This is a genomic window from Sinorhizobium sp. CB7 (assembly GCF_041357635.1).
In the GTDB taxonomy this organism is placed as follows: Bacteria; Pseudomonadota; Alphaproteobacteria; order Rhizobiales; family Rhizobiaceae; genus Rhizobium.
Genome location: NZ_JAULLL010000013.1, coordinates 1 through 20060, shown reverse-complemented (window position 1 = coordinate 20060; position 20060 = coordinate 1). Strand labels below are relative to the sequence as shown.

Below are 20060 nucleotides of genomic sequence, written 5' to 3'. Positions count from 1 at the left end.
GAATATGCGATGGTCAGCGTCCCCGCGAAGGCACGGCAAGTGAGTCTCTCCGGCCTTGCCGTTCTGGCCGTGATCACAATGGGAGCCGGTGCGATCAGCGGCTGCGCCGCTCCGCGGGACAGCCTTGTAACCGGCTCCATCGCCGACGACTATCGCCAGCGTCATCCGATCGTGTTGGCCGAGGCGGAGCATAGCGTCGATATTCCCGTCGCCTCGACGGATCGCGGCTTGACCACGGGATTGCGGGACACCGTCGGCGGTTTTGCGCAGGACTACAAGGCGCATGCCACGGGCACGATCGAAATCCTCTCGCCGCAGGGCTCGTATAATTCAACGGCTGTCGTCGCATTGCGCAAGCAGATCCGCCGCCAACTCGTTGCCAATGGTATTCCATCGCCGAAGATCGTCGACAGCTTCTATTCGGCCGGCGGTGCCGGGGATGCCGCGCCGATCCGCCTGCGCTTCGTGGCGACGACGGCCGTCACCCACAATTGTGGGCAATGGCCGGAGGATCTGGGTGAGAACAGCTTTGCCAACAGGAACTGGTACAATTTCGGCTGCGCTTCCCAGAACAATCTGGCCGCACAGGTTGCCAATCCGACGGATCTTATCGCGCCGCGCGCCGAGACACCGATTGATGCGCAGCAGCGCGCCAACGTGATCGACAGCTACCGTACCAGCCAGACGACGCTGAGCAGCGGCGGTTTCGGCGGGTCGGGCAGTGGCTTCTGATGCATGTCGCGCAAAAGTGTGCAGCGGTTTTGCGGCAACGACATGCATCAAAACAAGGGATTTCGCCTCTGGGAATCGGAAATCGATTTTCGAGGAGGCTTAGTGCCGATCAAAAGTGATGACGCGTCTATTTGGGCGCGCGGTGTTCTGGCGCCGCAAACTCGGCTGGAGAGCCGAAGGATGGGACGAAACTGAATGATGAGCGCCATCGACTACGAATTCAAGGATCCGGTGGACGGCCGGCAGGCTGAAGAAGCGGTGCGTCCTGGCGACCTCGAAAACATGCGCCCCCTGCCGCGCATTTCCGTGCATGCGTTCTGCGAGAGCGAGCTGCTGCAGCAGCTCATGGAGCGGTGCGGCAATGATCGCCGCATGGCAAAGGTTAGCCTGCGCATCACCAGCGGCGGCACGGCTGCCGCCGCCAATATGTTCGCATCGGCACCGACGCCGAACCTGATCATTCTTGAGACTCGCGCGAATGCTGCCAGTCTCCTCGAAGAGCTTACGCCGCTCGCACAGGTCTGCGATCCGAGCACCAAAGTCATCATCATCGGCCATCACAACGATATCGGCCTTTATCGCGAACTCGTGCGCAACGGCATCTCGGAATACATGGTTCAGCCGGTCGCCATGACCGACCTCATGGCCGCGATGTCGGCCATCTTCGTGGATCCGGAAGCAGAGCCGCTCGGCCGCAGCATTGCTTTCATCGCTGCCAAGGGCGGGGTCGGTTCCTCCACGATCGCCCATAATTGCGCCTTCGGCATCTCCAATCTCTTCGCCACGGAGACGATCCTCGCCGATCTCGATCTGCCCTACGGCACGGCGAATATCGACTTCGACCAGGATCCGGCGCAGGGAATCGCGGAGGCCGTCTTCGCGCCCGAGCGGCTTGATGAGGTGTTTCTCGATCGCCTGTTGACCAAGTGCTCGGAGCATCTGTCGCTCCTGGCCGCGCCTTCGATGCTCGACCGAACCTATGATTTCGAAGGGGCCGCCTTCCAGCCGGTGCTTGACGTGCTGCAGCGCAGCGCACCGGTCAGTGTGCTCGACGTGCCGCACGCCTGGTCCGAGTGGACGCGCGGTGTGCTCGGGAGCGTCGACGAGATCGTGATCTGCGCGACGCCGGATCTTGCCAATCTGCGCAACACCAAAAACCTCCTGGATGCACTGCGCAAGCTCCGACCAAACGACAAGGCGCCATACCTGGTCCTCAATCAGGTCGGCATGCCAAAGCGGCCGGAAATCGGGATATCCGATTTTTGCGAGCCGCTTGAAATCGAACCGGTCGCAATCATCCCCTTCGACGTGAATCTTTTCGGCAACGCTGCAAACAGCGGTCGCATGATCTCGGAGATGGACCCGAAATCGCCGATCGCCGAAACCTTCTCGCAACTCGCCCACATCGTCACCGGTCGGGTCGCGATCAAGAAGCCAAGGAAAGGCGGGCTACTCGGCCTGCTGAAGCGCAAGTGAAGACAACAGAAGACAGGAACGGATAGCCGGCATGTTTGGAAAGCGTGGGACCGAGGGATTTGGAAAGGGCGGAGGCTTCGGTGGAACCGTGGCGCCTCCGCCGTCGCCGGCTCCTGCTGCGCCTCCTGCGTCCTCCCAGGCACCGGGTGTCCTGGCGGAGCCCGCGCCTCAGCGTCAGCAGATAACGCCGCCTCCAATTCAACCCGCGCCACCCCCGCGTCGTCGCCCAGCGCGCACGGACGAATATTACGATACCAAGTCGCAGGTTTTCTCCGCGCTCATCGATACGATCGACCTCTCGCAGCTTTCCAAGCTCGACGGCGAGAGCGCACGCGAGGAAATCCGCGATATCGTCAACGACATTATCACGATCAAGAATTTCGCAATGTCGATCTCCGAGCAGGAGGAACTGCTTGAGGATATCTGCAACGATGTGCTCGGCTATGGTCCGCTGGAGCCGCTGCTCGCCCGCGACGACATCGCCGACATCATGGTCAACGGCGCCGGCCAGACCTTCATCGAAGTGGGCGGCAAGACGATCGAATCGGAAATCCGCTTTCGCGACAATTCCCAACTCCTCTCCATCTGTCAGCGCATCGTCAGCCAGGTGGGCCGCCGCGTCGATGAATCGAGCCCAATCTGCGATGCTCGCCTGCCCGACGGGTCGCGCGTCAATGTCATTGCACCGCCGCTCGCGATCGATGGCCCGGCGCTGACAATCCGTAAGTTCAAGAAAGACAAGCTCACCCTCGATCAGCTCGTCCGTTTCGGCGCCATCACGCCGGAGGGCGCAACGGTGCTGCAGATCATCGGCCGCGTGCGCTGCAACGTGGTCATCTCCGGCGGTACGGGCTCGGGCAAGACGACGCTGCTGAACTGTCTGACGCGCTATATCGATGCCGACGAGCGGGTGATCACCTGCGAAGATACGGCGGAACTGCAATTACAGCAGCCGCACGTCGTGCGCCTCGAAACACGTCCGCCCAATATCGAAGGCGAGGGCGAGATCACGATGCGCGATCTCGTCAAGAACTGCCTGCGTATGCGCCCTGAGCGCATCATCGTGGGCGAAGTGCGCGGACCGGAGGTCTTCGACCTGCTGCAGGCGATGAACACCGGTCACGACGGTTCCATGGGCACGATCCACGCCAATACCCCGCGCGAATGCCTGAGCCGCATGGAGTCGATGATTGCCATGGGTGGCTTCAGCCTGCCGGCCAAGACGGTGCGGGAAATCATCGCGAGCTCGGTCGACGTCGTTATTCAGGCAGCGCGCCTGAGAGACGGCTCAAGACGCATCACGCAGATCACGGAAGTGGTCGGCATGGAAGGAGACGTCATCATCACCCAGGATCTGGTGCGCTACGAAATCGAGGGCGAAGACGCTTCCGGTCGCATCCTTGGCCGCCACGTCTCGACGGGTATCGGCAAGCCGAATTTCTGGGATCGTGCCCGCTATTACAACGAGGAAAAACGGCTCGCCGCCGCACTCGATGAAATGGAAAACAAGTCGAAACAAGGCTGAATACGATGTTCGGTATGGATCCGGTCGTGCTTCTTATCATAGTGCTCGCTGCTGTCTCCGCAGCGGCCGTGTGCTATGGCATTCTCTATTCAAGGATGGAAACGCAGAAGAAAGCCGAAATCCGTGTAAATCGCGTGAAATCGGCCGAAACCGACCGCGTCAAGGTCAAGGCCGCGCGGGACCGCGTCCAGGAAATGTCCAAGCGCCGCAAGTCGGTTCAGGATTCGTTGAAGGACCTCGAAAAGCGCCAGCAGGAGAAAAGCAGGAAGACCCTTTCAATGAAATCCCGGCTGGCGCAGGCCGGATTGCCGATTACCGTCGGCAGGTTCTATCTGTTCAGCGCGATCTTCGCGCTCTTCGTTCTCCTTATTATCTTTATCGCTGGGGCGCCGCTGCTGGTGATTCTCGGCCTTCCTCTGGTCGCAGGGCTTGGCCTGCCGCGCTGGGTTGTGGGTTTCCTTATCAAGCGTCGTCAGAACAAGTTCCTGGATGAATTTCCGAACGCGCTCGACGTTATCGTGCGGTCGATCCGATCAGGCCTGCCACTGAATGATGCGTTGCGGCTGGTGGCCGCCGAGGGCCAGGAACCCGTGAAGAGTGAATTCCGCCGTGTGATCGAGTCCCAACAGGTGGGTTTGAGCGTGCCGGAGGCTTGCGCTCGCATGACCAACCAGGTGCCGCTGCAGGAGGTGAATTTTTTCGCAATCGTCATCGCGATACAGTCGCAGGCCGGCGGCAATCTCTCAGAAGCGCTTTCCAACCTTTCGCGCGTCCTTCGCGATCGCAGGAAAATGAAGGCCAAGATCAAGGCTCTCTCCATGGAAGCCAAGGCATCGGCCGTTATCATCGGGGCGCTGCCGTTCATCGTGGCGCTGCTGGTTTATCTGACATCGCCGCAATACATGATGATTCTCTTCACCGATCCCCGAGGCCATCTCATCATGGGATTTTCGGCCGTCTGGATGTCGATCGGCATTTTTATCATGCGCAACATGGTCAATTTCGAAATCTGACCAGGGGAAGCTCGAATGTCGCAGGAACTCGCCGCAAAGTTGACAGACCCGGGCATGCTGGTCGCCCTTTTCGTGGCAATCGCGGTCTTTGCGACCTTCTATACGATTGCTATCCCGTTTTTCGAACGGGGCGATCTCAACAAGCGCATGAAAGCGGTATCCACCGAGCGCGATCAGATCCGTGCCCGTGAGCGCGCGCGCATGAACGATGGTGCGAGCAAGGCCACTCTCAGGAACCAGAACAACCAATCTACCCGGCAAATCGTCGAGAAGTTCAACCTGAAAAAAGCTCTTGTCGACGAAAACACTGTCAATCGTCTGCGCGCCGCCGGCTATCGCTCTGAAAATGCGCTCAATGCCTTTCTTGTCGCCCGTTTCTTCCTGCCCTTCGCATTCCTGGCCGTTGCCGGTATCTGGGTCTTCGGGCTTGGACATCTGGCCGATAAGGCTTTCGGCATTCGCCTGCTCATCGTCATCGGTACGGGTTATATCGGCTTCTATGCTCCGAATATTTATATCTCCAACCGGGTCAGCAAACGTCAGCATTCGATCAAGCGAGCCTGGCCGGACGCCCTCGACCTCATGCTGATCTGTGTCGAATCCGGCACTTCCATCGAAGCCGCCATGCGCCGCGTTTCGGAGGAGATGGGCGAACAATCGCCCGAACTGGCCGAGGAGATGGTTCTGACCACGGCTGAGCTTTCCTTCCTTCCGGATCGTCGCGTGGCTTTGGACAATCTTGCGACTCGTACCCAGATCGACAACGTGAAGGCGGTCACTCAGGCGCTGATTCAGGCGGAACGCTACGGAACGCCGATTTCCCAGGCGTTGCGCGTTCTGGCGCAGGAAGGGCGCGACGAGCGCATGAACGAGGCGGAAAAGAAAGCCGCCGCGCTGCCGCCGAAGCTCACTGTTCCGATGATCCTTTTCTTCCTGCCGGTGCTGGTCGCAGTCATCCTTGGCCCAGCCCTCATTCAGGTCTCGGACCGGTTCTGACGGAGGCTCGAGCGCGGAGGAAGCCGGCCGCTACTTGCCGGTTCTGCCGCGCTGACTTTAAAGGAGTTGATGGCCTTTAATTGGTGTTGCTGCTGGCGGGGCTATCGTCCTTCGCAGCAAGCTTCTGCCAGGAATTCTGTTGCGACAACATGGCACGCAGATAGGCGACATTGGCGTCGGCCTGTTCTTGCGAAAGTTCGCGGCGTGCGATCTGCTCGGCTTCAGGGAAACGGCCTTGCAACCCGACGACGAGGGCGAGATTTTGGCGAACCCGGCTGTCGGCCGCGGGCTGGCTTGCGGCTGAGCGCAGATAGGTTTCCGCCGTCCTGAGATCGCCGGTCAATACATAGGACATGCCGAGGTTCGACAGGATCGACGGTTCGTTCGGCTGGATGTCCAGCGCGTTGCGGTAGCGCTGACGCGCCTCGCTGGCACGTCCGAGCTGATCGAGAATGGCGCCTTCGGCTGACATCAGCTTCCAGTCGGGACGATCGGGGGTCTGCGCGCGGCCGATGGTATCGAGGGCCTGCTGCAATTGCCCGCTCGCCGCCTGGGCCTTGCCGTACGCAGCCAGAACGCCGCGATCGTTCGGATTGGTAATTGCCACCTGCTGCATGACCGCAAGCGCTTGCGCATCGCGGCCGGTCATGCGCAGGAGATTGGCATAGTTGATGCCGGCGTCGCGATTCCCCGGATTTTTCTCGTAGGCCCTGCCGATGCTTTCCGCCGCGGCGCGGAGCTCGGTCGCATTCATTTCCTCGACCGGCTTCGTCAGCCTCGGTATCGACCCGGTGCTCATCCTGTCCTTCGTGGTCGTGCAGCCGGCAAGTGCTAGCGCTATCAAAGCGGCACAGGCGCCATGCAGAATGCGGGTCTTGAGGAGAGGCGTTGCCGGGGAGGTCATTGCGTGTTCCAGAGAAGGTAGAAATGCCGCGCCAGGCCTCCAAACGGAACAGGGGAAAGGTTTGACGCAATCTTCACTCCAGCAATAGTCTGTTAACCCTAACACTCAGTTAATCTCGCGATTCTGAATGCGATCACCGAAGGATAATTATGGCTCCCTACCAGTTCATCGAAAGACCCACTCCCTTCAACACCAAGGGGAGCAGGACCCTGCCCATTTTCGCCGTCACGCCGGCCCATATCGAGACCGGTGCAATCGATCCCATCGCGCTCGATTGGGCCCGCAAGGCAGGCTACAAGGCGGAAAGCGGTTCATTGCTGCTGATCCCGACCGCGGAGGGCCATCTCGGTGGCGCCCTGTTCGGTCTCGGGACCAACCCGTCGGAACAGCCATTTCTGACAGGCAAGCTGGCGAGAGCGCTGCCCGCCGGCGACTGGCATATTGAAACTGCGCCATTGACGGCAAACCGGCTTTCTCTCGGCTTCGGTCTCGGCAGCTATCGTTTTGATCGCTATCGTTCGGAAAAAGCGGTTGCACCAACGCTTCTGATCCCCCGCGATGCCGACGCCGCCGACATCAAGCGCCAGCTTGCCGGCGTCTTCCTCGCCCGCGATCTCATCAATACGCCGACGAACGACATGGGCCCGGAGCAGCTTGAAGCCGCCTTCCGCGCTCTTGCCGAACATTACAAGGCGGAGATGTCCGTCATCATCGGCGACGACCTGCTGAAGGAAAACTTCCCGCTGGTACATACGGTCGGCCGCGCCGGCGCCGATGCGCCGCGGCTCCTGGAGCTGCGTTGGGGCAAGAAGGGACATCGCAAGGTGACGCTGGTCGGCAAGGGCGTCTGCTTCGATACCGGTGGCCTCGACATCAAGCCGGCTTCCTCCATGCTGCTGATGAAAAAGGATATGGGCGGCGCCGCCAACGTCATGGGTCTGGCGCTCATGATCATGGATGCCAAGCTGAAGGTCGATCTCCGCGTCATCATTCCCACCGTCGAGAACTCGATTTCGTCGAATGCCTTCCGCCCCGGCGATATTTACAAGAGCCGCAAGGGGCTGACGGTTCAGATCGACAACACCGATGCCGAAGGACGGCTGATTCTCGCCGATGCGCTCGCCTATGCCGACGAGGAAGCACCGGATCTCCTGATCGATATGGCGACCTTGACGGGCGCCGCCCGCGTCGCACTTGGTCCCGATCTGCCGCCTTTCTTCACGGATGACGACAACCTTGCCCATGACCTGATCGAGGCGAGCCTCGAAACGGACGACCCCTTATGGCGCATGCCGCTCTACATGGGCTACGACAAGGACATCCGCACCAAATTCGCCGACATCACCAATGCTCCCTCGGGCGGCATGGCGGGCGCGATCACGGCCGCTCTTATCCTGAAGCGATTCGTCACGAAGACGCAGAGCTGGGTCCATTTCGACATCTATGGCTGGGCTCAGTCCGAGCGTCCGCATTCGCCGGGCGGCGGTGAAGCGCAGGCGATCCGCGCTCTTTACCATCATATTCGTCAGAGCATTCGCTGAGCTTTTTATTAGAATTTTATTTACCTTGAGAGGCGGCGATTTCTGCCGCCTCTTGTTTCTCCGGGGCGCATGCGGGAAAATGAGAGATCGCTGCGCCCTGCATTCTGGATGCGCATGGGGCGAAGCAATGCTTTGAGCCGCGCATAATTTCTCCGAAAAATCGCGTCCGGTATTCGGAATATGCGCTTTGTGTAATCGTGTCGGAGTTCTCCTTGCCCGTTGAATTGACTGCCTCTCAGGCACTTGGTCTCTGGCATGGGGTGGCGCTGGAACAGGTCCGGCTGGACAACCGGGATCTCACGCTCCGGCAGATGGCGATCCTGCTGCATATCTACCTCGTGCCGCCGCCGCATACGGTGCGAGGTCTTGCGGCAACGCTCGGGGTTACCAAGCCCGTCATCACCAGGGCGCTGGACACGATGGGAGAAATGGGGCTGGTCGATCGCGTCCGCGATGAGCGCGACCGCCGCAATGTCATCATCAAACGCACCGTCGGCGGCGCGCTTTATCTGGAAAAGCTGGGGGATCTGGTCAGGGACCAGGGCCGCCGCTTGCCGATTTGAATTAGATCTGAAGGAAGGAAACATCATGCTCGACCGGCGTCTCAATGCTTTCCGGCCCGACCTCGCCGAAGCAGGGCTTGAAGGCAAGATCGAAGCCGCACCCTTTGTCGAGGGAACGAAGGCAAGGGTCGCCATTCCGGTAGCAGCGCTTCGGCCGAAGCCAGACTTGGCCATGGGGATAGACACGGAACTGCTGCTTGGCGAGGAGGTCACGGTTTTTGATCGCGCCGACGGTTGGTGCTGGGTCAAGGCGCTTGCTGACGGATATGTCGGTTACTTGCCGGAAAGAACCCTAGGCGAGCCGCAGCCGGAACCGACGCATGTCATCGCCGTGCAACGCAGTTTCGTCTATCCGGAGCCGGAGCTCAGAAAACCTCATGTCGGCGTATTATCGATGGGAAGCCGCATCAAGGTTGTCGGCGAAGCCGAGACGCGCGGCAATCATTACGTCCTGTTGGAGGATGGAACGGCCCTTTACGCGGCCCATTGCAGGCCGCTTGGCTATAATGACGGTGGAGATTATGTCGAGATCGCGACCCGCTTCATGGAAACACCCTATCTCTGGGGTGGGCGTTCCGGTTTCGGGATAGATTGCTCGGGGGTGGTCCAGCTGGCCCTGCAGATGACGGGGCGGGCAGCGCCGCGCGATACGGATATGCAGGCGTCCGGTCTCGGTAGGGTTATCGACCGCTCTGAGCTCAGGCGGGGCGATCTGGTCTTCTGGAAAGGGCATGTGGCAATCATGGAAGACCCAGAAACGATCATTCATGCAAACGGTCACACGATGACCGTGGCCCGCGAGAATTTCGAAGCGGCCGTGAAGCGCATCGGCTGGCTATACGATCAGCCGACGGGCTATCGCCGCCCTGTTCCGTGATTGCCTAAAGCCTGTCGCGTGAAAAGAGATTCACGCGACAGGCATTAGCTTGTTGTTTTCATGCATGTCGTTGCCGCAAAACCGCTGCACACTTTTGCGCGACATGCTTAGGCAATTCCAAGAAAGTGCGAAGCGGTTTTCCGTTCGGAATTGCCCAAAAACAAAGGGCTTGAGCGTACCGCTCGAGCGGAACTGCATCTTCCCGAAGCCGTTATCCTCGCAGCCCGATGACAACCTTGCTTGAAAGGAACGGGACAATGGCCGCTTCCACGATCGGATTGAAGGTAAAGGAGATTATCGAGGACAGCGTGATGCCGGTGGATGAGAAGGTCGACCTGCTTCGCGATCTGCGGATCGAGGCCCGTGATGTCCAGCGCGCCGCGACCGAGAGCTCGATGGCTGCCGACGACGATGGGCTGCAGGACGATCTGCGTATCATCGATAAGGCCCTTCACCAGCTCGGCGCGAATATCGAGGAGAAGGGCGCTGCAACCCTGTAGGTCAGACCGCAGCATCTTTACGGATTGGTTTGAGCGCATGGCGCTGTAGGCCACGAGGTAATACCGGTCCAGCTCTCATAGGCCTTTGAGAGCTTCAAGACGCGCATGTCGTCGAAGCGCGGTGCGACGATCTGCAGACCGATCGGCATTCCCGACCGCGAAAACCCGCAATTGATCGAAGCCGCCGGCTGCTCGGACATGTTCCAGGGCACGGTGAAGGCGATATGTTCGAAGGGGCGGGCCGGATCATTTGTGGGGGAAGCCCATTCCGCGGGATAGGAAACGATCGGGTTGGTCGGCGAGAGCACCGCATCGACCTGGGTGAACAGTCGTCCGCAGGTCTTGCGCATCTCGATTGTTTGGTTGAAGCCCTTGATGGCCTCCGCGCCGGTGATGCCTTCTGCGCCGCTCGCCCATTCGAGGATATAGGGCAGAACCATCGCCCGACGCTCCTCGCTGAGTTCGGCGATCTCACCCCAGAGCCGTGCGCGCCAAAAAGTGTCGAGCCCGTCAAGCATCTCTCGCGTCAGCACGGTATCGACGGATACGATGATGGCTCCCGCCTCCTCGAACCGCCGGGCCGCTTTGACGACGGCGTCCCGGACCTCGTCGTCGACGGGCAAGCCGCATCCGGCGTCGAGCATCAGGCCGATCTTCATGCCGTGGACGTCGATATAGAGATCCAGCCAGTCGAAGCTGTTCGGTGGCAGGCTGGTGCCGTCGCGCCAGTCCGGTCGCGAGAGCGTCGCCATGGCATAGGCGGTGTCCTCGACCGTGCGGGTCATCGGTCCGGCACAGCGCCCGATATAGTAGGGATCAATGGGGATGCGGCCGTGGGTCGGCTTGAAACCGAAGACGCCGGTCCATCCAGCCGGAAGCCGAACTGAACCGCCGATATCCGTGCCGATATGCAAGGGACCGTATCCGGCCGCGGCCGCTGCGGCGGCACCCGCGCTGGATCCGCCCGGATTTTGCGACGGGTTCCAGGGATTGCGGCTCAGATGATGAAAGCTGGAAAGGCCGGAGGAGAGCATGCCGTAGTCCGGGCAGGTGGTCTTGGCGAAAATCACGGCTCCGTCTTCGCGCAGGCGGGCGGCGACCGGTGCGTCGGCTTCGGCGAGCTTCAGTTCCATTGCTTTCGTCCCGAGCGGCACCGGCTGGCCTTTGGTCGCAATCAGCTCCTTCAGCGTTACCGGAATGCCGTCCAGCGGTCCCATCGGCTCGCTCTTCGTCCAGCGCTCCGTCGAAGCCCGCGCCTGCCTGCGCGCTTCCTCCGGATCATAGGCGTAGAGGGCGCAGATGGTCGGTTCCCATGCTGCGATATGTCCTTCAAGTGCCGACCAGTACTCGAGCGGCGACAGAGATTTGCTGGCAAATTGGCGTCGTAGCTCGCGTATGGAAAGGCCGATCAGATCGTTCATCGACTATCTCTTGAAGCTATTGTTCTAAAATTCATCGGCTTTGCTCCCGTGGATCGAGGAGGTCGCGCAACCCATCTCCCAGCATATTGAAGCCGAAGACAGAAATCGCAATGGCAAGCCCGGGAAGGATGGCAAGCCAGGGCGCCAGCGAAAGATAGGTCTGCGCGTCTGCGAGCATCCGGCCCCAGGTGGGCGCGGGCGGCGCCATGCCGAGTCCGAGAAAGCTGAGCCCCGCTTCCGTCAGGATGGCGAGCCCGAGCTGGATTGCCGCCTGCACAATGATCTGGTTCGAAATGTTAGGCAGCACATGGCGCATGGTGATGGCAAGGCGGGTATTGCCGATCGCTCGCGCGGCCATGACATAGTCGCGGCTCCAGGCCTGCAGCGATCCGGAAAGGGTCACTCGCGCAAAAACCGGGATCATGAAGACGGCGATGGCGATGATCGCGGTGAAGCGGCCCGTCCCGAGGAAGGCGCCCAACACCATGGCGGAAAGGATGGGCGGCAGCGCGAAAACAACATCGCAGATGCGCATTGTCACGCTTTCGAAGAGGCCGCGAAGCGCGCCGGCAGCCACCCCGACGATCGTGCCGAGCATTCCGCCGATGGCGACCGCGGTTACCGCGATGGAGAGGGAGTTCCAGCATCCGACCATCAGCATGGAGAGGACGTCGCGCCCGAGCTGGTCTGTGCCGAGAATGCCGTAGGAGAGCGGCGGCTGCAATTTATGGATGATCTGCATTCTGGCGGGCGGAAGCGGCGTCCAGAAAAGCGATAGAATTGCGGCACCGGCAAGGGCTGCGGTGATGACGAGACCGGCAACGAGATTGTACCGGCGCCGAATCCGGAAAAAGGGCGATCCCCTGGGGAAATTGGTGGAAGGCGAGGAGATCGAGGCCATGGTCAGGCTCCATCCCGCAATCGCGGATCGATGATCATGTAGGAAAGATCGACCAGGAAATTCATGGTGATGACGAAGCCGGCGAAAAACAGCACCACATCCTGCATGACGACGATGTCGCGTTGCGATAGTGCCTGATATGCGAGGCGTCCGAGCCCCGGAAGATTGAAGACGTTTTCGACGAGAACCGCGCCGGCGACTAGAAAGGTGAACTGCAGCCCGAGGATAGTCAGAACCGGTACCAGCGCATTGGGCACAACATGGCCCCAGAGCACCGATTGTGTCGAAAGGCCCTTGGCGACCGCCGTGCGCGTGAAATCCTCGTGAATCGTCTCAAGCACGGCGGAGCGCGCCACACGTGTCAGCACGCCCGCCTGGGGCAGGGCAAGGGCAAGGGCTGGCAATAGCAGCGCCTGGAAAGCCGGCATCAGTCCGCTGCGCCAGCCGGGAAAGCCGCCGGCCGGCATCCAGCCGAGCGTGGTCGAAAACAGGATGATCAACAGCAGCGCCACCCAGAAGGCAGGAACGGCGATGCTGATCTGCGACAAGACCGAGGCAATGACGTCGAAGACGCTGTTGCGTCGGGCGGCGGCGAGCACGCCGAGCGGCAATGCGATGAGAATGGAAAGAATGATCGCCATCAGCGCGAGCGGCAAAGTCACCGCCAACCGCTCGAGAATGAGGCCAGCCACAGGTACGCCGTAGGTATAGGACTGTCCGAGATCTCCGGTCAGTGCGCCGGCCAGCCACTGCCCGTAGCGCAGGATCAGGGGCTGATCGAGCCCCATTTCGTGGCGCAGTGCCGCAAGTGTTTCTGAGGTCGCCGAGGTGCCGAGCATGATTGACGCCGGATCGCCGGGCAGGAGATCCATGATCGCGAAAATCACCAGCGAAACGATGAGGAGCGTCAGCAGCAGGCTCGATATCCGGCGTGAAAGAAGTGCGATCATCTCGTGTCCAATGGCGAAGCCTGAGCCTCAGGCGGTTATGATTGGCCGGCCAGCGATCTATTCGTCCCAGAAGACGCCGCTCAGCACATTGGACGGGATGGGTTCGCTTTCCCACAGGCCCTTGAGTTTCCTGTCCCAGACACCGAGCTTCGGCATGACGAAGAGATAGAGCGCAGGCACGTCCTCGGCGAGAATCTTCTGCGCCTCGCCATAGAGCTTGTTCTGCTCGCCGGAATCGACGGTCGCCTGGACCTTCCGCATCAGATCGTTGAAGACGGGGTTCTTGTAGTTGAAATAATAGGGATCGCGCGAATAGATATCGATATCCATCGGTTCCGCATGGGCGACGATGGTCATGTCGAAGTCGCGTCCCGTGAAGACGTCCTGCACCCATTTTGCCGGAAACTCCGTGGGTTCGATCTTCATCGTCACGCCGATCTCGGCAAGCATGGCCTGCATGATCTCGGCACTGCGCGGCGCGTAGGTCATTTGCGGGGTCTTGATGGTGAAGGTGAAACCGTCGGGATAGCCGGCGTCCGCCAGCAGCGCCTTCGCCTTTTCCGGATCATAGGGCAGAACCCCCGTCATGTCCCGATAGCCCTGGTCGTTCGGCGTGAAGTGGCTGCCGATCTCCGTTCCGAGACCGGACCAGGCGCCGTCTATGACGGTCTGGCGATCGATCGCCATCATGAGGGCTTGGCGCACGCGCTTATCGTTGAAGGGCTTGCGCATATTGTTCATGCCGGCGATGACCTTGAGTTCGGTATCGCCGATCTTCGTTGTCAGCCGCGCATCGCCCTCGAAGGTGCCCATCAGTTCCGGTGCCGCAAATTCCGGAAACGCATCGAGATCGCCCGATTTGAGCGCCGCGGCCTGTGCCTGCGGGTCGGCGATGAAGCGAAAGGTCACCCTGTCGAGCTTCACCTGCAGGTCCTTGTTCCAGTAGTCGGGATTTCTTTCGAGTTCGACATGGTCACCCTTTGCCCAGGTGACGAACTTGAAAGGCCCCGTGCCGATGGGTGTCGTCTTGTTGTTTGCCGCCGATTGCGGACCGAGCATCACGGAGGAAGGCCAGGCAAGCCAGTAGAGCAGGCTGCCGGTCGGTTCCGACAGGTGCAGCACCAGCGTTTCCGGATCGGGTGTCTCGATTGACCCGATGGAGGCGAAGAAGCGCTTTTGCGGATTGATGGAGTCCTTGCCGCGAGCGCGCTCGAGAGCGAATTTTGCGGCTGTCGAATCGAAGGCCTCGCCATCATGGAACCTGACGCCGCTTTGTAGCTTGAACGCATAGGTCAGGCCATCAGGGGAAATCTCCCAGCTCCTGGCGAGCTGCGGCATGATCTTGCCGCTTTCATCGATCGTCACCAGGCCTTCGTAGATATTCTGCCAAGTCACCTGGCCGATTGCGACCGGTGCCGCGATGGTCGGATCAAGACCGGTCGGCTCCACGCTCATGCCAAGATTGAGCGTTGTTTTGGCAGCTTCCGCCGGGATGGCAGCGCCGATCATCAGCCCTGCCGAAACGGCCAGGCCGAAGGAAAGCCGCCGGAAGAGGCGCACCGTGAGCGGAAGCGAGACGTTGGTCATTCGGATCCCCAAGTTAAATGGCTCTTTATTCTGGACTTCTTCTTGAAAAGGAAGACAGTTTCTCAAACTGAAAACAATTCGGAATTATCCCTTTCGTATCGAGCGCGTTCTCTCACTGAGACAGCGTCGAAAAACGGTCGCGCCACGCCTTCAGCGAATTCGCAAATGGCAAAGCCGTCGCCTCGTAGACCCCGCGGGCGATGGCGCGCGCCATCACGATCGTTGCCAGGTGGCAGAGTTCCATGAAATTTTGCATGTCGTTACGCGGGCGTGCAGCCGTTGACGCGGAAAAGACCGTATCGCCGTCGAGGGGCAGATGTGCCGGCAGCAGCGCGCGGGCAAGGCCGTCATGGCCAGCAACCGACAGCCTGTGCGCTTCAGCCTTCGTCAATTGCGCATCGGTGACGATCGCGCCGATCGTCGTCGCCATGATGGTCGAGCCCTTGAGCCTGATGGCCGTATCGGCCGATGTCACGGAGGCGGGCCAGCCCAGCCCGCCGAATTCGGCATTCTGTTCGAAGGGTGCTGCCCAAAAATGCGGACAATTGCCGATGGTTGCCGAACCGAGGGCATTGACGGTAACGAGCGCCGCGATCCTGTGACCGGCGGAGCTAACGGCACTCGCGGAGCCGAGACCGCCCTTGAACGTCGCGGTCGTCGCACCCGTGCCGGCCCCGACGGAGCCGAGGGCAAAGATCCCCTTCGCCGCCGCCTTGAAAGCCTCGTAACCCATGTCGCGATAGGGGGAGTGCCGGCCCCAGTCCTTTTCGCCGCCGTTGAGCAGGTCCATCAGGATCGCCTGCGGCACGATCGGAACGCGTGTTGACCCGACCTGAAACCCTCGGCCGATTTCGCGCAAGCCCGCCTGCACGCCGCCCGCCGCGTCAAGGCCGAAGGCTGAGCCACCGGAGAGGACCAGCGCATCGATCCGTTCGACCGTCATTGCGGGGTCGAGAAGGGCCATGTCCCGCCCGCCCGGCGCGCCACCGAGCACTGTTCCCGAGGCGACCGCAGGCTCGTCGAAGACGATCGCAGTAACGCCCGAGCCCAGACGGAGATCGGTTGCGTGACCGACGGAAACGCCTTCGATATCGGTGAGGAGATTGAGAAGTTCGGCCACCGGAAAATCCTTCGCCACTGCCGGCACTACAGCGCCGTGCGTCTTATCAGGCGCACAAAGGTCGCTGCAGCACTTTGAATTACGGCTGCGCAGCGATTCCGATAGGATCGTAAAGAGCGCCAAAAAACAAGACCGGCCTCGATAGGTGGGCCGGTCAGTGGGTTTTCAGAGCTGGAGGCGCCGATTTCCGGCCTATGCGCTGCCGTTACGGCACGCCTCAGACGTGGATAGGTTTTGGGTTGCGGCGCGTGAGCAGGTCGTGGATTGCGCTCTTCACTTCGTCCGGCGAGCTAAAGCGCTGTTCATCGAGATCGTGAACATGATACTTCACGGCGATGAACTTTAGCCGGTCATTATCCGGAACGACGATTCCAACGGGAACGCCTGCATATTCGATAACTTGCTTCTTCATGAAATATACTCCCACTGCGCACCTGCGCAGTCATGGCGAATTGACAGTTTTGATCCGGGAGAGGACGAACGTCACATTCGACAGTTCGGGCGGGAGAGCGCGCCCGGACGGTCATTGCCAAGCACCGACCGCCCAAGGATGAGAGCGAAGGCTTTAATTTTCAGCATGTCACTTCCTCAGTTGGCGTTGCGTTCGTGTGATCCTGACGAAGTCAAGAGCGGCGGCGACCATCTTCGTAATCTACGTTATTTGTAGACAATAGAAGATGACCTACCAGAAACATATTCCGAAACATGTCAAAATGTCGGCGATCGGAAAAATTTCGTTTCACAATTACCGGATTTGTTGAAAGAACATTATCACGTCTTTGTGCAATTCCGGTGACTGTTCGAAGCGCTTCTTCGACCACCGAGGCTGAGATAGGAACTCGCGCGACCCACGACAATGGGGGGCCGAACATTAAAAGGCGAACTTCACGAAAACGTCACGAAGATAATGCGGTCGGTTCAGGTGAAGTCTCGGATCTTCACCAGCCCTCTTCAAGCACCTTTTCAAGCCGGTCTGCGAAGAAATCGGCGCTCTCGACGGAAAGGCAGAGGGGTGGCTTTATCTTCAACACATTCAAGTGATCGCCCGTCGGCTGGGTAATGACGCCGAGGTCCAGCAGCCGGTCGCATATGGCCGCCGTCTCCTCCGTCGCCGGCGCCAGCGTCTCCCGGTCCCGTACCAGCTCCAGGCCAAGATAGAGGCCCATGCCGTGGACGGCGCCGGCGATCGGAAATCGGTCGATCAGCGCGGCGAGCCGTGATTTGAGATGATCGCCGACATCTTTCGCATTCTGCTGGAGCTGTTCGTCCTCGAGTATATCGAGCACGGTCACGCCCACGACTGAGCTGACCGGGCTGCCGCCGGTCGAGGAGAAGAAATAGCCTTCCTTCTCCAGAGATTCGGCGATGGCGCGGCGGGTGATAACCGCGCCGAGCGGATAGCCGTTGCCCATGCCCTTGGCGACGGTGATGATATCGGGAACGACGCCCTGCTGTTCGAAGCCCCAGAAATAATGTCCAAGACGCCCATAACCGACCTGGATCTCGTCGGCGATGCAAAGGCCGCCGCGTGCGCGGACCAGCGCATAGACCTGCTCCAGATAGTGTTGAGGCAGCGAGATGCCGCCGGCATTGCCATAGACGGCCTCTGAGATGAAGCCGGCAATGCCTTCGCCTTTCGCATCGATCGCTCCGAGGACGGCAGTCACCTTATTCACATAATCCGGGGCGGAATCCGGTCCGCGAAACTCGCCGCGATAGCTGTTGGGCGAGGAGACCGCGTGCACCCAGTCCGGACGGGTGGTAAGCGCCTGCGGATTGTCGGCGATCGACGTCGAGACCGCATCGCTGGCGACCGACCAGCCGTGATAGCCTTCGAGCAGGCAGAGCATGTTCTTCGCACCCGTATGGGCTGAGGCGAGCCGCAAGGCGAGGTCATTGGCTTCCGAACCGCTGTTGACAAGGAAGACCGTGTCGAGCCCCTCCGGCGCGAGCTTTGCCAGCCGTTCACAAAATTCGGCCACGGCGGCATAGTGGAAGCGCGAATTGGTGTTGAGGCGCGACCATTGCCCGGCGATCGCCGCGGTCAGGCGCGGATGGCCGTGCCCGAGAATGGTGACATTGTTGATCATGTCGAGATAGGCGCGCCCCTCGACATCGAACATATGTTCCTTCCAGCCGCGCTCGATCTGCGGCGGCATCTTGTAATAGTTCTTCTGCGGGCTGGCGAAATGGGCCTGCCGCAGGGAAAGGAGTTGCGCGCTTTCCGGTTTGGGCGCATCGCAGCCAGGCGACAGAAGTGCTGCGGGCGAGGGGCAGAGGCCGGACCAGGCGCCCACCTGATCCGGACTGCAGAACAGCGGCGGCGTCATTGTCGGAAGACGGCAAAGCTGAACCCGCAGCCCACCGATAGCGCCCTCCTCTCCCGCCACCGTCCCGAGCGGCTGTCCTTGCAAGACATCGGCACCGTCCTCGAGCGCACAGTCGAGCCCGTCGAGATGCAGGCTGACATCGGCGCCAACAAGAACGAGATGCTGCTCCTGAAGCTGGACACGGCCGCCGAAAGGCGCCGTGACGGCCGTTCCGGCGGGCAGGCACATGTCGACATGCAGCGCGAAGGTCTGAGGCGGCTTGGCGCTTCTAAGCTCTGTGCGCGACAGACGATATTCGCCATAGCGCGTCGCCGCGATGCCCGTCTCCGCCGCCGCTCTTGCCAGCAGCCGCCAGTCCATGTCCTGGCGGAACCAGTTGCCCTCGGCAAAATCCGGCCCGGTCACGCCGAGGTCGGCATAGGCGATGTTTTCCGGCGCGATGTCGGGAAGGAGCGAATGCCAGCTCTCCATATCCGGCGGGGCGACGGTGATGCCTGCCACATCGAGGATCGCGTGCTCCATCAGGTCGAAAGATGCGGAGGTTGCCGTTTCGAAAATCTCGCGTTCATGCGCGATATTGCCGCGGACATAGTCGTTGTCCGGATCGACGGCAAGCTGCTGCTCACCGCTGGCAAGGAGGATGACCGCGCGGGCGACCACAAGCGGCCAGAGCGCCTTCAATTCCTCCTCATTCAGAGGGTAGGTCGCGTGGTATGCCCTGACCGCGGGCAGGATGTAAAAGGGATCGCCGTCGGCATGGTGCAGCAGCGAGGCGCAAGTGACGGCGAGATCGCCGATCAGCCATCCCCTTATGATGTCGCCGAAGTCGATGACACCATCCGGGATCGGAGAGCCGCGCTCTTCGGGGCGGCTCACCACATTGTCGTCGGTGACATCGTGATGCACGGGCTGCACCCGCAGGCGGCCGGCGAGCGGATGGATGCGGCGTACCGCGGCCACCATGGTTTTGGCGATGCGGTCGCGCGCTTCGTGATCGGTAATGGCGGAAAGAAGCTGCACGGCGACCGGGCCCGCCTTGCGCAGGTCCCATTGCAGGCTCCGGTCGAGCCCGCGGTGATCGAAATCCGCAAGCGAGCGGGCAAGCCGCGCCGAAAGTTCGCCGAGAGCGGAGACCGAGGCGGGGGGAAGGTGCTTGCGCCTCGTCAGCGGTTCCCCCTCCAGATATTCCAGCACGCGGATCTGATAGCTCTTCTCGCGAACGTTCACGGAGATGATCTCCGTGCCATCCGTCGCCGCCATGACATCAGGCACGCGCGGCGCACCCTGCTTGGACTTCAGGTGCTTGATCGCCGCATTCTGCGCTTCCAGCTCGATCCTTTCATAATCCGCATGCGTGATTTTCAGGATGAAGCGGCCTTCGCCGGTATCGATGCGATAGTTGCGGTCCTGTTGACTGCCGAGTTCTTTCAATGTGCCCGAAAGCCCGTAATAGTCCCGCAGAAGCTCCTCCGCTTCTGCGATCGTGACGTCCGGTCGCGGCCTCTGCATCCTTTCGAGAAGCGCTGTGTCGGTCATGTTTCCCCCCGCAAGCGATTCGATATCGCCATGCTAATGCATGTCGCGCAAAAGTGTGCAGCGGTTTTGCGGCAACGACATGCATAAA

17 protein-coding genes are annotated in these 20060 nt (G+C 60.6%); 9 read left to right on the top strand and 8 right to left on the bottom strand.

All coding sequences use genetic code 11. The annotated features are described in order from the left end of the window. The first annotated feature begins 9 nt into the window (after positions 1–9). The 5 genes from AAE029_RS23420 to AAE029_RS23400 all read left to right on the top strand — a co-directional run bounded on the left by AAE029_RS23420 (position 10) and on the right by AAE029_RS23400 (position 5742). Positions 10–732, top strand: a complete 723-nt coding sequence (locus AAE029_RS23420; RefSeq protein ID WP_371075304.1) for a CpaD family pilus assembly protein — start codon at positions 10–12, stop codon at positions 730–732. A 198-nt stretch (positions 733–930) separates the two neighbouring features. Further along, entirely contained in the window at positions 931–2208 is a 1278-nt protein-coding gene (locus AAE029_RS23415; protein WP_371075473.1) for a CpaE family protein, read from the top strand. 31 nt (positions 2209–2239) lie between these two features. Next, entirely contained in the window at positions 2240–3733 is a 1494-nt protein-coding gene (locus AAE029_RS23410) for a CpaF family protein (RefSeq protein ID WP_371075303.1), read from the top strand. 5 nt (positions 3734–3738) lie between these two features. After that, positions 3739–4746 (top strand): type II secretion system F family protein, encoded by a 1008-nt coding sequence (locus tag AAE029_RS23405; RefSeq protein WP_371075302.1) that lies wholly within the window; start codon positions 3739–3741, stop codon positions 4744–4746. 15 nt (positions 4747–4761) lie between these two features. After that, on the top strand, positions 4762–5742 hold the full coding sequence (locus tag AAE029_RS23400; protein ID WP_371075301.1) for a type II secretion system F family protein: 981 nt from the start codon (positions 4762–4764) through the stop codon (positions 5740–5742). Positions 5743–5818: 76 nt separating this feature from the next. On the opposite strand, the gene AAE029_RS23395 is transcribed toward AAE029_RS23400, so the two are convergent. Next, positions 5819–6646 carry a tetratricopeptide repeat protein gene (locus AAE029_RS23395; protein ID WP_371075300.1) on the bottom strand — a complete coding sequence of 276 codons (828 nt, stop codon included), beginning with the start codon at positions 6644–6646 and terminating at the stop codon, positions 5819–5821. A gap of 149 nt (positions 6647–6795) precedes the next feature. Between AAE029_RS23395 and AAE029_RS23390 the strand changes: the two genes are divergently transcribed. The 4 genes from AAE029_RS23390 to AAE029_RS23375 all read left to right on the top strand — a co-directional run bounded on the left by AAE029_RS23390 (position 6796) and on the right by AAE029_RS23375 (position 10127). After that, entirely contained in the window at positions 6796–8187 is a 1392-nt protein-coding gene (locus tag AAE029_RS23390) for a M17 family metallopeptidase (protein ID WP_371075299.1), read from the top strand. 212 nt (positions 8188–8399) lie between these two features. Continuing rightward, on the top strand, positions 8400–8750 hold the full coding sequence (locus AAE029_RS23385; RefSeq protein WP_371075298.1) for a MarR family transcriptional regulator: 351 nt from the start codon (positions 8400–8402) through the stop codon (positions 8748–8750). A 25-nt stretch (positions 8751–8775) separates the two neighbouring features. Next, the gene (locus tag AAE029_RS23380; protein WP_371075297.1) at positions 8776–9627 is read left to right on the top strand and encodes an NlpC/P60 family protein; all 852 of its coding nucleotides are present in this window, start codon (positions 8776–8778) and stop codon (positions 9625–9627) included. A 257-nt stretch (positions 9628–9884) separates the two neighbouring features. After that, positions 9885–10127, top strand: coding sequence for a hypothetical protein (locus tag AAE029_RS23375; RefSeq protein ID WP_371075296.1), 243 nt, complete (start codon positions 9885–9887; stop codon positions 10125–10127). Positions 10128–10144: 17 nt separating this feature from the next. Here AAE029_RS23375 and AAE029_RS23370 read toward each other — a convergent pair whose 3' ends face one another. The 7 genes from AAE029_RS23370 to AAE029_RS23340 form a co-directional block, all read right to left on the bottom strand. After that, positions 10145–11548, bottom strand: coding sequence for an amidase (locus tag AAE029_RS23370; RefSeq protein WP_371075295.1), 1404 nt, complete (start codon positions 11546–11548; stop codon positions 10145–10147). Positions 11549–11579: 31 nt separating this feature from the next. After that, the gene (locus tag AAE029_RS23365) at positions 11580–12449 is read right to left on the bottom strand and encodes an ABC transporter permease (protein ID WP_371075294.1); all 870 of its coding nucleotides are present in this window, start codon (positions 12447–12449) and stop codon (positions 11580–11582) included. Between the two features lie 2 nt (positions 12450–12451). Then, the gene (locus AAE029_RS23360) at positions 12452–13399 is read right to left on the bottom strand and encodes an ABC transporter permease (RefSeq protein ID WP_371075293.1); all 948 of its coding nucleotides are present in this window, start codon (positions 13397–13399) and stop codon (positions 12452–12454) included. A 57-nt stretch (positions 13400–13456) separates the two neighbouring features. Further along, entirely contained in the window at positions 13457–14986 is a 1530-nt protein-coding gene (locus tag AAE029_RS23355) for an ABC transporter substrate-binding protein (protein WP_371075292.1), read from the bottom strand. A gap of 112 nt (positions 14987–15098) precedes the next feature. Continuing rightward, positions 15099–16106, bottom strand: a complete 1008-nt coding sequence (locus tag AAE029_RS23350; RefSeq protein ID WP_371075291.1) for a P1 family peptidase — start codon at positions 16104–16106, stop codon at positions 15099–15101. A 217-nt stretch (positions 16107–16323) separates the two neighbouring features. Next, positions 16324–16518: a hypothetical protein gene (locus AAE029_RS23345; RefSeq protein ID WP_371075290.1), complete on the bottom strand. Its 195-nt coding sequence runs from the start codon at positions 16516–16518 to the stop codon at positions 16324–16326. Positions 16519–17044: 526 nt separating this feature from the next. Continuing rightward, entirely contained in the window at positions 17045–19972 is a 2928-nt protein-coding gene (locus tag AAE029_RS23340; RefSeq protein ID WP_371075289.1) for an aminotransferase, read from the bottom strand. Positions 19973–20060: the final 88 nt, after the last annotated feature.